13 protein-coding genes are annotated in these 14,042 nt (G+C 65.1%); 12 read left to right on the forward strand and 1 reads right to left on the reverse strand.

Going from position 1 to position 14,042, the window contains the following annotated elements:
- Positions 1-27 precede the first annotated feature (27 nt).
- The 9 genes from METLW4_RS0117395 to rplA all read left to right on the forward strand — a co-directional run bounded on the left by METLW4_RS0117395 (position 28) and on the right by rplA (position 7,003).
- Positions 28-1,428 carry a M48 family metalloprotease gene (locus METLW4_RS0117395; RefSeq protein WP_018267512.1) on the forward strand — a complete coding sequence of 467 codons (1,401 nt, stop codon included), beginning with the start codon at positions 28-30 and terminating at the stop codon, positions 1,426-1,428.
- Between the two features lie 214 nt (positions 1,429-1,642).
- Complete coding sequence (locus tag METLW4_RS0117400) at positions 1,643-2,128, forward strand: hypothetical protein (protein ID WP_018267513.1); 486 nt, start codon at positions 1,643-1,645, stop codon at positions 2,126-2,128.
- 477 nt (positions 2,129-2,605) lie between these two features.
- The gene (gene pdxA, locus METLW4_RS0117410; RefSeq protein ID WP_026191589.1) at positions 2,606-3,607 is read left to right on the forward strand and encodes a 4-hydroxythreonine-4-phosphate dehydrogenase PdxA; all 1,002 of its coding nucleotides are present in this window, start codon (positions 2,606-2,608) and stop codon (positions 3,605-3,607) included.
- Positions 3,604-4,467 carry a 16S rRNA (adenine(1518)-N(6)/adenine(1519)-N(6))-dimethyltransferase RsmA gene (gene rsmA / locus METLW4_RS0117415; protein WP_018267516.1) on the forward strand — a complete coding sequence of 288 codons (864 nt, stop codon included), beginning with the start codon at positions 3,604-3,606 and terminating at the stop codon, positions 4,465-4,467. Before pdxA ends, rsmA begins: the two co-directional genes overlap by 4 nt.
- 33 nt (positions 4,468-4,500) lie before the next feature.
- Positions 4,501-4,722, forward strand: coding sequence for a hypothetical protein (locus tag METLW4_RS0117420; RefSeq protein ID WP_018267517.1), 222 nt, complete (start codon positions 4,501-4,503; stop codon positions 4,720-4,722).
- 176 nt (positions 4,723-4,898) lie between these two features.
- Positions 4,899-5,090: a preprotein translocase subunit SecE gene (gene secE / locus METLW4_RS0117425; protein WP_018267518.1), complete on the forward strand. Its 192-nt coding sequence runs from the start codon at positions 4,899-4,901 to the stop codon at positions 5,088-5,090.
- A 60-nt stretch (positions 5,091-5,150) separates the two neighbouring features.
- Complete coding sequence (nusG, locus tag METLW4_RS0117430) at positions 5,151-5,681, forward strand: transcription termination/antitermination protein NusG (protein WP_026191590.1); 531 nt, start codon at positions 5,151-5,153, stop codon at positions 5,679-5,681.
- A gap of 184 nt (positions 5,682-5,865) precedes the next feature.
- Positions 5,866-6,294, forward strand: a complete 429-nt coding sequence (rplK, locus tag METLW4_RS0117435) for a 50S ribosomal protein L11 (RefSeq protein WP_018267520.1) — start codon at positions 5,866-5,868, stop codon at positions 6,292-6,294.
- A gap of 4 nt (positions 6,295-6,298) precedes the next feature.
- Positions 6,299-7,003: a 50S ribosomal protein L1 gene (gene rplA / locus METLW4_RS0117440; protein WP_018267521.1), complete on the forward strand. Its 705-nt coding sequence runs from the start codon at positions 6,299-6,301 to the stop codon at positions 7,001-7,003.
- A gap of 39 nt (positions 7,004-7,042) precedes the next feature.
- Here the strand turns inward: rplA and METLW4_RS25190 are convergent, their stop codons facing one another.
- Positions 7,043-7,663, reverse strand: coding sequence for a PAS domain-containing protein (locus METLW4_RS25190; protein ID WP_083919284.1), 621 nt, complete (start codon positions 7,661-7,663; stop codon positions 7,043-7,045).
- 1,062 nt (positions 7,664-8,725) lie between these two features.
- On the opposite strand from METLW4_RS25190, the gene rplJ reads away from it, so the two are divergent.
- The 3 genes from rplJ (at position 8,726) to rpoB (ending at position 13,976) form a co-directional block, all read left to right on the forward strand.
- On the forward strand, positions 8,726-9,247 hold the full coding sequence (rplJ, locus tag METLW4_RS0117460) for a 50S ribosomal protein L10 (protein ID WP_018267525.1): 522 nt from the start codon (positions 8,726-8,728) through the stop codon (positions 9,245-9,247).
- Between the two features lie 52 nt (positions 9,248-9,299).
- Positions 9,300-9,677, forward strand: a complete 378-nt coding sequence (gene rplL, locus METLW4_RS0117465; protein ID WP_018267526.1) for a 50S ribosomal protein L7/L12 — start codon at positions 9,300-9,302, stop codon at positions 9,675-9,677.
- Positions 9,678-9,830: 153 nt separating this feature from the next.
- Entirely contained in the window at positions 9,831-13,976 is a 4,146-nt protein-coding gene (rpoB, locus tag METLW4_RS0117470) for a DNA-directed RNA polymerase subunit beta (RefSeq protein WP_018267527.1), read from the forward strand.
- Positions 13,977-14,042 lie beyond the last annotated feature (66 nt).

Here is a 14,042-nt window from a genome sequence, read left to right on the forward strand (position 1 = left end):
CGTCCGCGCTTACGCCACTCTTTGCCCATGGATCGCAAAAGCAGCGGCAAGCGGCGGACGCTTCTCACCGGTCTCCTGATCTTCGCGCTCTGCGCGTCCGCGCGCGCGGAGGATGACGGTCCGCATGTGTCGATCATCCGCGACGCCGAGATCGAGCAATTATTGCGGGACTACACCGCCCCCGTGCTGAAGGCGGCGGGGATTCACAGCGAGGCGGCCAAGATCATTCTGGTCGGCGACCGCTCCTTCAACGCCTTCGTCGCCGACGGACAGAAGATCTTCATCAACACGGGCGCGCTGATGGAGGCGAAGACGCCCAATGAGATCATCGGCGTCCTCGCGCATGAGACCGGCCATATCGCCGGCGGCCATTTGGCGCGCGGGCGGCAAGAGCTCGCCAAGGCGACCATCCTCTCCGTCGCCGGAATGCTGGCCAGCGCCGGCGCCATGGTCGCCGCGCGCGGCGCCTTCAATCGTCGCGACGGGCAGGTGGGCATGGATTCGGCCGGCGCCGCCGGAATTTTGCTCGGCCCGCAGGAGGCGGTGAAGCGCTCGCTGCTCGCCTATCAGCGCGGCGAGGAGCAGGCCGCCGACCGCATGGCGGTGCGCTTCCTCACTGCGACGCATCAATCCGCCAAGGGCATGCTGGAAGTGTTCAACCGCTTCGCCAGCGAATCCTTGTTCAAGACCACGGCGATCGACCCGTATCTGCAATCGCATCCGCTGCCCAATGAGCGAATCTCCAATCTCGATCAGGCGGCCAAGCAGTCGCCCTATTTCGATGTCCCGGATTCGCCGGCGCTGCAGGCGCGTCACGATCTGATGCGCGCCAAGCTCGTCGGCTTCATGGGCAATTCCGGCGAGGCGGCGCGGCGCTATCCGATCTCCGATCTTTCGCTGCCGGCGCGCTACGCCCGCGTCATCGCCGACAATCGCTTCGGCCGGCTGGAGGAGGCGCTGCGCGGCGCCGACGCGCTCGTCGCGGCCGATCCGAAGAACCCTTACTTCTGGGAGCTGAAAGGGCAGATTTTGCTGGAGGCCGGCCGCGCCAACCAGGCCATCGCGCCTTTGCGCAAGGCCGCCGCCATCGCCGGGCCGGCGGCGACGCCGATCCGCGTGCTGCTCGGCCATGCGCTGGTCTCGGCCGACGATCCCAAGCTGCTGAACGAGGCGGTGAGCGTGCTCGCCAACGCCACGCAGCGCGACGAGGACAGCGCCGACGCCTGGGAGTTTCTGTCCATGGCCTATTTCCGCAAAGGCGAGAACGCCAAGGCGCAGCTCGCAGCCGCCGAGGGCCTCTTCGTCGCCGGCAAATATGTGGAGGCGCGCACGCAAGCGACGCGCGCCCAGGCGCAGTTCAAGGAAGGCACGCAAGGCTGGCTGAAGGCGGACGATATATTGACCTATCGCCCGCCGGGGAGCGAGTGAGACGATCGGCGCAGGATTTTTCTGAACGGGACATCAGCATGCCGAGGACGGAAAGCGGGTCGATTTGAATTTCGCCAATGCGTCAGAAGCAGCGCTTTCAACAGCGCCGCTCAATAGCTATCTTGCCAAGCGCCGACGGCGCTGGCTGGTACGAAACTCGAGAACTCTAAACTTGGCGCAGCGCGCGCCGACGTGTGTCAGTTCCGGGTAGATAATGGACGGCGATCCAGCAGGACAGAAGGCCAGACGCTTCTTAGAGTCTCTAACGCACGACGATCATGTGCGCGGCGTTGTCAGATTCGTGTTCGGCGCCGTGGGCTTGGTCGTCTTCAACGCGCTTATCGGTCTGTTCGATCCATTTCGAACCATTGACGCTCGCATCACGAAAGCGGAACAGCTGTGCGACTACTACCGCCCAAAAATTAAGAATGGCTGGCCAGAAGAGCGGGATCACAAACCCGTGCCGCCGGGCTCGATCCCCTGCGACTCGGCCAGTGAGCGCGAACTTGATCGAACATCCGAATTTCCGGTCAAGAGATATTTTGTAATGTTCGTCGAGTACGTGTCGCCCGCCGACGGAAAAAACTATTCGCAGCGCATTCAGATTCCAGCGGAACGACTGTCGCCGAATTTTAAACCTGGCATGACGATTCGGGTGTCTGCCTCGACGACCGATCCGTATTTGGTGCGTGGCCAGTAACAGGTCCTTTTCCGAGTCAATTTTGATTGTGAGATGGTCGTTCTGCCCTCGTGGATCTCGTTGTCGCTCGTCTGGCTTGGGCGAAACCTCTCGTCGATGTGGCGGTGGAGGAGGCCGCGGCCGGCGGAGCAACGACGCTGGACGGGCATCTCTCGCAACTCGACGCTTTGGTTCGCGCCGAGGCGCGCTGAAGGCGCGTCTCTTTGTCGCGTGAAAGGCTCGGGTTGCGCGAAAGGCCAATGTCGATCTGGCGAGGGTTCTCGCCTATCTCGACGGCGTCGCCGGACCTCCGACTGTCGGCAAACACCGCGGCCTCTTTGAACCCTCTACCGGCGGATCGGCGACCATCCCGCGACGCAGAACCGCATTGAGCGGATTGGGGTGGTTTCGCCTTTCGTCGTGATCTATCGGTATCTCGAAGGCCAGGACTTCGTGACCGCGGGAAGGTTTCGCCCGCGCAAGACTCGGGACGACAGATTGACCACGCTTCCCCTCGCGCTCACCCAGGGCGACCCTTCCGGCATCGGCCCGGAGCTGACGTTGAAGGCCTATGCCGCGCGCGCGGCGCGGGCGCTGCCGCCCTTTTTCGTGCTCGCCGATCCGGCGCAGCTGGCGCGGACGGCGGCGGCGCTCGGGCTCGAGATCGCGCTGCGCGAGGTCGCGCCGGAGGGGGCGGCGGCGGTTTTCGACTCGGCTCTGCCAGTCGTCCCGCTCGGGCTCTCGGTTCGTGGCGCTCCGGGCGCGCCCGAGCCTGCCGACGCCGCGGCGACGATCCTCTCCATAGAGCGAGCCGTCGAGCTGGTCGCGGAGGGGAAAGCGCGCGCGCTCGTCACCAATCCGATCGCCAAAAATGTGCTCTACGCCGCCGGCTTCGCGCATCCGGGCCATACGGAATTTCTCGCCGCGCTGGCGGAGCGGCGCTACGGTCGCCCCTTCCGCCCGGTGATGATGCTCTATTCGGAAGAGCTCGCCGTCGTTCCGGCGACGATCCATGTGGCGCTCGCCGAGGTTCCGCGCCTGCTGACCCGCGAGCTGCTGGTGGAAACGGGCGTGATCGTCGCCGCTGATCTTTCCGCCCGCTTCGGCCTCGCTTCGCCGCGCCTCGCTTTCGCCGGCCTCAATCCGCACGCCGGCGAGAGCGGCGCCATGGGCCGCGAGGAGATAGATGTGATCGCCCCCGCCATCGCCGAGCTGCGCGCGCGTGGGATAGACGCCACCGGCCCGCATCCGGCCGACACCATGTTCCACGCCGCCGCCCGCGCGCGCTATGACGTCGCCATCTGTCCGACGCATGACCAGGCGCTGATCCCCATAAAGACGCTGGCCTTCGATCGCGGCGTCAATGTCACTCTGGGCCTGCCCTTTGTGCGCACATCGCCGGACCATGGCACGGCTTTCGACATCGCCGGCAAGGGCGTCGCCGAGGCGACGAGCCTCATCGAGGCGATCCGCCTCGCCGACCGAATGACGGCGCGATGATCGACGATCTGCCGCCATTGCGCGAGGTGGTCGCGCGCCATGGGCTCATGGCCAGCAAGGCGCTCGGCCAGAATTTCCTCTTCGATCTCAATCTCACCGCCCGCATCGCCCGGGCCGCCGGGCCGCTCGAAGGCGCGACGATCATCGAGATCGGACCGGGGCCGGGCGGCCTCACTCGCGCGCTGCTGGCCGAAGGGGCCGGGCGCGTCATCGCCGTGGAGCGCGACGCGCGCTGCATTCCGGCGCTGCGCGAGATAGAGGCGCGTTATCCCGGCCGCCTCGTCCTCATTGAGGGCGACGCGCTGGCGCTCGATCCGGCGGAGCTGGCGCGGCTGCACGGGCTCGGCGGGCCGGCGCGCATCTGCGCGAATCTTCCCTATAATATCGCCACCGAGCTGCTGGCGCGTTGGATCGAGGCGGAGCCTTGGCCTTCGGTCTTCGACCGCTATGTGCTGATGTTCCAGCGCGAGGTCGCCGAGCGCATCGTCGCGACGCCGGCGCAGCGCGCCGATTATGGCCGCCTCGCCGTGCTCTGCGGATGGCGGACGCGCGCGCGCATTTTGTTCGACCTCTCGCCCTCGGCCTTCACGCCGCCGCCCAAGGTGACGTCCTCCGTGGTGGAGCTCATTCCCAACGCCTCGCCGCTCTCCTGCGATCCGAGGCTCTTGTCGCAGGTGACGCGCGCCGCCTTCGGCCAGAGGCGCAAAATGCTGCGTCAGAGCCTGAAGTCGCTGCCGAAGCCGGGCCTCGACGTCGCCGTTCTGCTGGCGCGGGCGGGCATAGAGGAGACGCGCCGCGCCGAGGAGATCGACATCGGCGGATTCGTCGCATTGGCGGAGGCTCTGGCTGTCCTATTTTGACTCTGCGGCGCCTGTTTTCGAGGAGCGGCAGCAATGGCGAAATTCTATTTTGCGGCGGTGGAGACCGAAGAAGGCCTGCGCGCCGAGCTCAAGATCGCAACTCCATATTCGCTGGCGGCGGATGTCTTCGACCCGAGCGAGAGCTTTGCCGATTACGAGGCGAAGCTGAACAGCGCCTTGCGCGAGCTGGAGCGCACGCGCGACGAGGCGCGCGCCTGGTTCGCCAAGCATAATGGCGCGTCGGCGGACGGGTGAGGGCGCGTTTTCCCGGGGCCTGAATTTCCGCTTGGCGGCCCCGCCTTACTCGATTATAAGCACCAGATGCGTGGCGCGCGGCCTGGGGTCTCGCGCCGCGACTGTTTTGTGGCGCGCCTCGACGAGTTCTGGGGCTGCGGTCCTCGGCTCGGTGAAACATCACGGCTCGGTGAAGCATGGCCAATCCGTTTCAGTTCCTGCAAGAAGTGCGCTCGGAGGCGAGCAAGGTCGTGTGGCCGACCCGCCGCGAGACCTTGATCACCTCTGGCCTGGTGGTCCTCATGGTGCTGGCCGCGAGCATTTTCTTCGTCGTCGTCGATCAGGGGCTTCGCGTCGCCGTCGGCCTGCTGCTGCGGATCGGCCAGTAAGGCCGGGAACCCGCCGGCGCGCCGATCGTCGAGAGCGAAAATTTTGGAGCTTGTCGCGCCGTGAGCATGCGCTGGTATATCGTCCACGCCTATTCGAACTTCGAGAAGAAGGTCGCCGACTCCATTCGCGAGGGCGCCGCGCAGCGCAATCTCACCGATCAGTTCGAGGAGATTCTCGTGCCGACCGAGCAGGTCGTCGAGGTGCGCCGCGGCCGTAAGGTCAGCTCGGAGCGCAAATTCTTCCCCGGCTATGTGCTGGTGAAATGCGACCTCTCCGACCAGGTCTTCTCGCTCATCAAGAACACGCCGAAAGTCACCGGCTTCCTCGGCGCCGACAATAAGCCCATGCCGATCAGCGAGGCGGAGGCGATGCGCATCAAAGGCCAGGTGGCCGATGGCGTCGAGCGCCCCAAGCCTTCCATCTCTTTCGAGATCGGCGAGACGGTCCGCGTCGCCGACGGTCCCTTCGCCTCCTTCAACGGCGTGGTGGAAGAGGTCGACGACGCCCGCTCGCGGCTCAAGGTGGCGGTGTCCATCTTCGGACGGCCGACGCCTGTGGAGCTGGAATTCGCGCAGGTGGAGAAGGTTTGACGGATCGCTGAGGAGCCGGAAGGCTCGCGATCAAATTCGGAGAATCCTTCCCCCAGCGGGGGAAGGAAAAAGCCGTGGCGGGCGCGCCCCTGTCGCCAGGGGGATCACGCGTCGGACCACGAACTGCAACCGGCGGCTCGGGGCGCGGAAGCGCGCCGGGGCCGCTCAATGTTGGAGATGAGACATGGCGAAGAAAATCGCCGGCTACATCAAGCTGCAAGTGCCGGCGGGCGCGGCCAATCCGTCGCCGCCGATCGGTCCCGCGCTCGGTCAGCGCGGCCTCAACATCATGGAATTCTGCAAGGCCTTCAACGCCAAGACGGCGCAGATGGAGAAGGGGACGCCCATCCCCGTCATCATCACGGCCTTTCAGGACCGCTCCTTCACCTTCGAGCTGAAGCAGCCGCCGGTCTCCTACTTCCTGAAGCAGGCGGCGGGCGTCAAATCGGGCTCGAAGACGACCGGACGCGGCTTCGTCGGCCAAGTCACCCGGGCGCAGATTCGCGAGATCGCCGCGAAGAAGCTGCAGGACCTCAACACGACGTCGATCGAGTCGGCCGCGTCGATGATCGAGGGCTCCGCCCGTTCCATCGGCCTCGAAGTGGTGGGGTGAGATCATGGCCCATATCGGAAAACGCATCGCCAAGGCGCGTCAGGCCGTCGAGCGCACCAAGCTCTACCCGGTCGAGGAAGCGATCAAGCTGGTTCGCGCCAACGCCACCGCGAAATTCGACGAGTCGATCGAGATCGCGATGAATCTCGGCGTCGACCCCAAGCATGCGGACCAGATGGTGCGCGGTGTGGTCAATCTGCCGAACGGCACCGGCCGCACGCTGCGCGTCGCCGTCTTCGCCCGCGGTCCCAAGGCCGATGAGGCCAAGGCCGCCGGCGCCGATATCGTCGGCGCCGAGGATCTCGTCACCATCGTCCAGGGCGGCACGATCGAGTTCGATCGCTGCATCGCCACCCCGGAGCTGATGCCGCTGGTCGGCCGCCTCGGCAAGGTGCTCGGCCCGCGCGGCCTGATGCCCAACCCCAAGGTCGGCACGGTGACGATGGACGTCGCCGGCGCGGTGAAGGCCTCCAAGGGCGGCGCCGTCGAGTTCCGCGTCGAGAAGGCCGGCATTGTGCAGGGCACGGTGGGCAAGACCTCCTTCGAGGAGGGCAAGCTCGCCGAGAATATCCGCGCCTTCGTGGATGCGGTCGCCAAGGCCAAGCCCGCCGGCTCCAAGGGCACCTATATCCAGCGCGTGGCGCTCAGCTCCACCCAGGGGCCCGGCGTCAAGGTGGATGTGGCGACGCTCGGCGCGACGCAGGCGTGATGCGCGGCGGCTCGCGATCGAGCCGTCGACGCTACGAGATTATCGACGCGAGGGATCATCCTCTCGCGTCGAGCCTTCCGCTCCCCCTTCATAGACGGTGAAGCGCGGCCGTCTCTGCAGATCGCGCGTCGGCGTTCCGGGCGCGAGAGGCAAAACCAGCGCCGTTTCCTCGCCGAGCACGCGCAGCGACACGATATTCAGCGCCTCGACCGGCGTGCGCCCGAGCCATAGCGGCCGCTCGCCGGGCGCGAGGGAGCCGAGAACGCGCGCATGTGTTTTTCCGAAGTAGCGGATCGGCAGGAGCAAGAGCTCGAAATCGACGATTTCGATCCCTCCGACCAGAAAACCCTTGGCTCCGGCGATGACAGGGGTCGTGTCGTCCGTGACGATGCGCAGGATCGTTTTCACATCCTCGCGCCCGGACTCGCTCCATATTCCGAGAAAAGAACGGCTCCTCCGCTCGGGCGGCCAAAAGGCGCCGACGCGCGCGCCGCAGAGTCCGGCCGGAACGAAATAGCTCAGCTCCGTCTCGATGACGAAGGCGTCCGAAAGCGTGACGAAGGCTTTCGCCAAATCCATCGTGTGGCAGTCGGGGGCGGCGCGCTCGCCTCTGAGCCCCCTCCAATATTCGTATAAAATTCTGTTGGCTGGATATCTCATGCCGCCTCCCGCCCATCGAACGAATCCCCCCGCCCCTCGGGTGTCCGTGCGCGGCTATGTCTTCGGGTCGACGGGCCTGGCGGTCTGCGGCAAAACCGCGGCGCAACGCCTGAAATGATCGAAACCGCCGCGCGCTCTCGAGCGCGCCGCGCGAAGCCGCGCGCCGCGCCGGAGCGCGAGTTTCGACAATTCATGTGTTCGAACAAGCATTTTCGCCAAATGATCCGCGGGAAAGATTCGAGGTGAACAGAACGTCTTTTTTTCGCTATGATGCGAAAGCATCGCTATTGTCTGAATTGCGAGACTCAAAATGTTCGAAAAGCCCTGCGCGCGAGGCGGCATTGTCGATCGAGGACTCCTCGCGGCGCGTAGCAGCGGTCTCGAGAACCTCAACGAGGCGCTGCGCCGGGCTCTCGGTCACTCGATCATCGGTTTCGTCATCGCATTCGGCTTTGCGAAGATCGCCTATGTCGAAGCTCGAGCGATCCTCCTGGAGAGTCGCGGCTTTTTCAGGGCTGGACCCTAGCTTTGACGCAGGGCGCGCAGGCGGGCCGGGGCAAAATTTTTGCTTGGCAAACGTCGTGGCCGCCTTTAATAAGGCCTTTCCGGGGTCGGCCAGCGTTCGCGACCCCGTTTTCAGATATCAGCTTCCGTCGAACCGAGTCCCCAGATGCGGGAGAAGGCGAGACGGTGGATAGGCCGGCGGACCCGGGGGAGATTCCTCGCGTCCCGTCCGGCCATGTCCTGTCCGAGACTGCCGGCGCCTGTCCGAGGCTCACCCCGAGGACGGCTCAATCGGCTCGCTGGACGGCGGAGCCCTCCGCCCCCGACGAGCGGCCTGCATAGACGGGGAAGACCGGAATTGTAGGGCCGGCGCGGCGCTTTTCAAAGCTCGCGCGCGGTCTTTCGAATTTGGTTGGCGCCCCTCTGATCCGAGGCGAGGCCGTTTCGGCCTCAGCCGAGGGGACAGGATCTACGGCGCCGTCGTTCCCGCCGCTCCCGCGGCGATGCGACGGCTCATCGCAACGGCGGGGCTCGTCCCCGCTCGAGGAGAGAGCAACCGTGGACAGAGCGGAGAAAAAGCAAGCCGTCGCGGCGCTGAACGAGGTCTTTGCGAAGACCCCGGTCGTCGTCGTGGCGCATTACTCCGGCCTGACCGTCGCCCAGATGCAGAAGCTGCGCAAGCAGGCTCGTGAATCTGGCGCGTCCGTGCAGGTCGCCAAGAACCGCCTCGCCAAAATCGCTCTCGACGGCACGAGCGTCGCCTCCATCGGCCCCCTTCTCAAGGGGCCGACCCTGATCGCCTATTCGGACGATCCGGTGGCGGCGCCCAAGGTGGCCGCAGCCTTCGCCAAGGATCACGACAAATTCGTCATCCTCGGCGGCGCGCTCGGCGCCCAAGCCCTCGACCCCGACGGTGTGAAGTCGCTCGCGACTCTCCCGTCGCTCGACGAACTGCGCGCAAAGCTCGTGGGCCTCATCCAGGCTCCCGCGACCAAGCTGGCGCAGCTCACGACCGCTCCGGCCTCGAAGCTGGCGCGCGTGGTCCAGGCCTATGCCGACAAAGACGCGAACGCGGCCTGACAGGCGGCGCAAATCCAACCAAGCAGAACCAAATTCGAAGGACTGAAGCAACATGGCTAATCTCGAAAAGATCGTCGAAGACCTGTCGAGCCTGACCGTGCTCGAGGCCGCCGAGCTGGCGAAGCTCCTCGAGGAGAAGTGGGGCGTTTCGGCCGCCGCCGCCGTCGCGGTGGCCGCCGCTCCGGGCGCCGCCGCCGCCGCGGCCCCGGTCGAGGAGAAGACCGAGTTCAACGTCATTCTGGCCGCCGCCGGCGACAAGAAGATCGAGGTCATCAAGGAGGTCCGCGCGATCACCGGCCTCGGCCTCAAGGAGGCCAAGGATCTGGTCGAGGGCGCTCCCAAGCCGGTCAAGGAAGGCGCTTCCAAGGACGAGGCCGAGAAGATCAAGGCCGCCCTCGAGAAGGTCGGCGCCAAGGTCGAGCTCAAGTAAGACGAAAATTCCCCTCTCCCGCCCCATGGCGGGAGAGGGTTTTCGGCACGTGTGACCAGGAGCGAATGGCGAATAGCGAATAGCGAAAAGACATTGGTCCTTTCGCTATTCGCAACTCGCTATTCGCTTTCAATAAGAGGATCGAGAGGCGACATGGCTCAGACTTCGGCGCAGACTTTCTCCGGTCGCAAGCGTGTCCGCAAATTCTTCGGCCATATCCGCGAAGCCGCGGAAATGCCCAATCTGATCGAAGTTCAGAAAGCTTCCTACGACCAGTTCCTGCTCGTCGACGAGCCTGCGGGCGGGCGTCCCGACGAGGGTCTGCAGTCGGTCTTCAAATCCGTTTTCCCGATTTCCGATTTCTCGCAGGTCGCTCTGCTCGAATTCGTGCGCTACGAGTTCGAGCCGCCGAAATACGACGTCGACGAGTGTCGCCAGCGCGGCATGACCTTCGCCGCGCCGCTGAAGGTCACGCTGCGCCTCATCGTGTTCGATGTCGATCCCGACACGCAGGCGAAATCCGTCAAGGACATCAAGGAGCAGGACGTCTATATGGGCGATATGCCCTTCATGACGGCGAACGGCACCTTCATCGTCAATGGCACGGAGCGCGTCATCGTCTCGCAGATGCACCGCTCGCCGGGCGTCTTCTTCGACCATGACAAGGGCAAGAGCCATTCCTCCGGCAAGCTGCTGTTCGCGGCGCGCATCATTCCCTATCGCGGCTCCTGGCTCGACATAGAGTTCGACGCCAAGGACATCGTCTATGCGCGCATCGACCGTCGGCGAAAAATTCCGGCGTCGTCGCTGCTGTTCGCGCTCGGCATGGATGGCGAGGAGATTCTCTCCACCTTCTACAACACCATCACCTTCAAGGCCTCCGGCGACAGCTGGCGCCAGCCCTTCGACCCGGAGCGGCTGAAGGGGCTGAAGGCCGTCAACGACATCGTCGACGCCGACACCGGCGAGGTGATCGTCGAGGCGGGCAAGAAGCTCACCGCGCGCGCCGCTCGTCAGCTCGCCGAGAAGGGCGTGAAGGCGATCAAGATCCAGTCCGAGGATCTCTACGGCCAGTTCCTCGCGCAGGATCTCTATGATCCCTCGACGGGCGAGATTTTCGCCGAGGCCGGCGACGAGATCACGGTGAAGTCGCTGCCGCTGCTGGTCGAGAAGGGCTTTGACGAGCTGCCGGTGCTCGACATCGACCATATCAACATCGGTCCCTACATCCGCAACACGCTCGCGGTCGACAAGAACTCCTCGCGCGAGGAAGCGCTGTTCGACATCTACCGCGTCATGCGTCCGGGCGAGCCGCCGACGATGGATACGGCGGAGGCGATGTTCTATTCGCTGTTCTTCGATCCCGAGCGCTACGACCTCTCGGCCGTCGGCCGCGTGAAGATGAACATGCGTCTCGACCTCGACGCGCCGGACACGATGCGCGTCCTCCGCAAGGAGGACATCGTCGCCGTCGTGCGCGCGCTCGTCGATCTGCGCGACGGACGCGGCGAGATCGACGATATCGACCATCTCGGCAATCGCCGCGTGCGCAGCGTCGGCGAGCTGATGGAGAACCAGTATCGTCTCGGCCTCCTGCGAATGGAGCGCGCGATCAAGGAGCGCATGTCCTCGGTCGACATCGACACGGTGATGCCGCAGGACCTCATCAACGCCAAGCCGGCGGCGGCGGCGGTGCGCGAGTTCTTCGGCTCGTCGCAGCTCTCGCAATTCATGGACCAGACCAATCCGCTGTCGGAGATCACCCATAAGCGCCGCCTCTCGGCGCTGGGTCCGGGCGGTCTGACGCGCGAGCGCGCCGGCTTCGAGGTGCGCGACGTGCATCCGACGCATTACGGCCGCATCTGCCCGATCGAGACGCCGGAAGGTCCGAACATCGGTCTCATCAACTCGCTCGCCACCTTCGCGCGCGTGAACAAATACGGCTTCATCGAAGGTCCTTATCGCCGCGTGCGCGACGGCAAGGTGACGGATGAGGTCGCCTATCTCTCCGCCATGGAAGAGCAGAAATATCACGTCGCCCAGGCCAACGCCCCGGTCGACGCGGAGGGCAATCTGCTCGAGGATCTGGTGCTGTGCCGTCACGCCGGCGATGTCGTGCTCGTCCCGCGCGAGCGCGTCGACGCCATGGACGTGTCGCCCAAGCAGCTCGTCTCGGTCGCTGCGGCGCTCATTCCCTTCTTGGAGAATGACGACGCCAACCGCGCGCTGATGGGCTCCAACATGCAGCGCCAGGCCGTGCCGCTGGTGAAGGCCGACGCGCCGCTGGTCGGCACCGGCATGGAGCCGGTGGTCGCCGCCGACTCCGGCGCCGCTATCGCCTCGCGCCGCGCCGGCGTCGTCGATCAGATCGACGCGACCCGCATCGTCATTCGCGCGACGGAAGAGCAGGACCCGACCAAGCCGGGCGTCGACATCTATCGTCTGATGAAGTTCCAGCGCTCGAACCAGTCGACCTGCATCAATCAGAAGCCGCTGGTGAAGGTCGGCGACTATGTGAAGAAGGGCGACATCATCGCCGACGGTCCCTCGACCGATCTCGGCGATCTGGCGCTCGGCCGCAATGTGCTCGTCGCCTTCATGCCGTGGAACGGCTACAACTTCGAGGACTCGATCCTTCTCAACGAGCGCATCGTCAAGGACGACGTCTTCACCTCGATCCATATCGACGAATTCGAGGTGATGGCGCGCGACACCAAGCTCGGCCCGGAGGAGATCACCCGCGACATTCCCAACGTCTCGGAAGAGACGCTGAAGAATCTCGACGAGGCCGGCATCGTCTATATCGGCGCGGAAGTGCAGGCGGGCGATATTCTCGTCGGCAAGATCACGCCCAAGGGCGAGAGCCCGATGACGCCGGAGGAGAAGCTGCTCCGCGCCATCTTCGGCGAAAAGGCCTCCGACGTTCGCGACACGTCTCTGCGCGTGCCGCCGGGCGTGCAGGGCACGATCGTCGAGGTGCGCGTGTTCAACCGCCATGGCGTCGAGAAGGACGAGCGCGCCCAGGCGATCGAGCGCGAGGAGATCGAGCGTCTCGCCAAGGACCGCGACGACGAGCTCGCCATTCTCGACCGCAACACCTACGCCCGTCTCTTCGAGATGCTGGTCGGCAAGATGGCGATCGCCGGGCCGAAGACCTTCAAGAAGGACCAGCCGCTCAGCCAGGCGATCCTCGACGAATATCCCCGCTCGCAGTGGTGGACCTTCGTCGTCGAGGACGACAATCTGATGGCCGGCGTAGAGGCCGTGCGCAAGCAATATGACGAGTCGAAGAAGGGTCTCGAGAACCGCTTCCTCGACAAGGTCGAGAAGCTTCAGCGCGGCGACGAGCTGCCGCCCGGCGTGATGAAGATGGTCAAGGTCTTCGTCGCGGTGAAGCGCAAGATCCAGCCCGGCGACAAGATGGCCGGACGCCACGGCAATAAGGGCGTGGTGTCGCGCATCGTGCCGCAGGAGGACATGCCCTTCCTCGAGGACGGCCAGCCGGTCGATATCGTGCTGAATCCGCTCGGCGTGCCGAGCCGCATGAATGTCGGGCAGATTCTCGAGACGCATCTGGGCTGGGCCTGCGCCGGTCTCGGCAAGCAGGTGGGCGCCGCCGTCGACGCCTATTTGCGCAGCAAGGATGTGGCGCCGCTCAAGGAGAAGCTCGTCGACATCTACGGCCCCAACGAGTCGCTGAAGAGCCTCGATGAGCCGACCTTGGTGGAAGTCGCGAAGAATCTGCGCCGCGGCGTGCCGATCGCGACGCCGGTCTTCGACGGCGCGCGCGAGAAGGACATTGTCGAGATGCTGACGCGGGCGGGGCTCTCCTCCTCGGGTCAGGTCACGCTCTTCGACGGGCGCACGGGCGAGCCCTTCGATCGTAAGGTGACGGTCGGCTACATCTATATGCTGAAGCTGCATCATCTCGTCGACGACAAGATCCATGCGCGCTCGATCGGCCCCTATTCGCTGGTCACGCAGCAGCCGCTGGGCGGCAAGGCCCAGTTCGGCGGACAGCGTTTCGGCGAGATGGAGGTGTGGGCGCTCGAGGCCTATGGCGCGGCCTACACGCTGCAGGAGATGCTGACGGTGAAATCCGACGACGTCGCCGGCCGCACCAAGGTCTATGAGTCCATCGTGCGCGGCGACGACACTTTCGAGTCGGGCATTCCCGAGAGCTTCAACGTGCTCATCAAGGAAATGCGCTCGCTGGCGCTCAATGTCGAGCTCACCTCGGCCGAGCCCGAGGAGGGCGACGAGCCGCCGCCCGAGACGACGGCCGAGGCGGCCGAATAAAGCCGCCATTCTTCCTTCTCCCGCAGGGCGGGAGAAGGCGGCCCTCGCGTCAGCGAGGGTCGGATG

It is taken from the genome of Methylosinus sp. LW4, assembly GCF_000379125.1.
Taxonomy (GTDB): Bacteria; Pseudomonadota; Alphaproteobacteria; order Rhizobiales; family Beijerinckiaceae; genus Methylosinus.

Excerpts from the sequence above, each read along its gene's own strand:
- METLW4_RS0117395 (WP_018267512.1), top strand. The coding sequence starts at position 28 with ATGGATCGCAAAAGCAGCGGCAAGCGGCGGACGCTTCTCACCGGTCTC.
- METLW4_RS0117400 (WP_018267513.1), top strand. The coding sequence starts at position 1,643 with ATGGACGGCGATCCAGCAGGACAGAAGGCCAGACGCTTCTTAGAGTCT.
- rsmA (WP_018267516.1), top strand. The coding sequence starts at position 3,604 with ATGATCGACGATCTGCCGCCATTGCGCGAGGTGGTCGCGCGCCATGGG.
- METLW4_RS0117420 (WP_018267517.1), top strand. The coding sequence starts at position 4,501 with ATGGCGAAATTCTATTTTGCGGCGGTGGAGACCGAAGAAGGCCTGCGC.
- secE (WP_018267518.1), top strand. The coding sequence starts at position 4,899 with ATGGCCAATCCGTTTCAGTTCCTGCAAGAAGTGCGCTCGGAGGCGAGC.
- rplK (WP_018267520.1), top strand. The coding sequence starts at position 5,866 with ATGGCGAAGAAAATCGCCGGCTACATCAAGCTGCAAGTGCCGGCGGGC.
- rplA (WP_018267521.1), top strand. The coding sequence starts at position 6,299 with ATGGCCCATATCGGAAAACGCATCGCCAAGGCGCGTCAGGCCGTCGAG.
- METLW4_RS25190 (WP_083919284.1), bottom strand. The coding sequence starts at position 7,663 with ATGAGATATCCAGCCAACAGAATTTTATACGAATATTGGAGGGGGCTC.
- rplL (WP_018267526.1), top strand. The coding sequence starts at position 9,300 with ATGGCTAATCTCGAAAAGATCGTCGAAGACCTGTCGAGCCTGACCGTG.
- rpoB (WP_018267527.1), top strand. The coding sequence starts at position 9,831 with ATGGCTCAGACTTCGGCGCAGACTTTCTCCGGTCGCAAGCGTGTCCGC.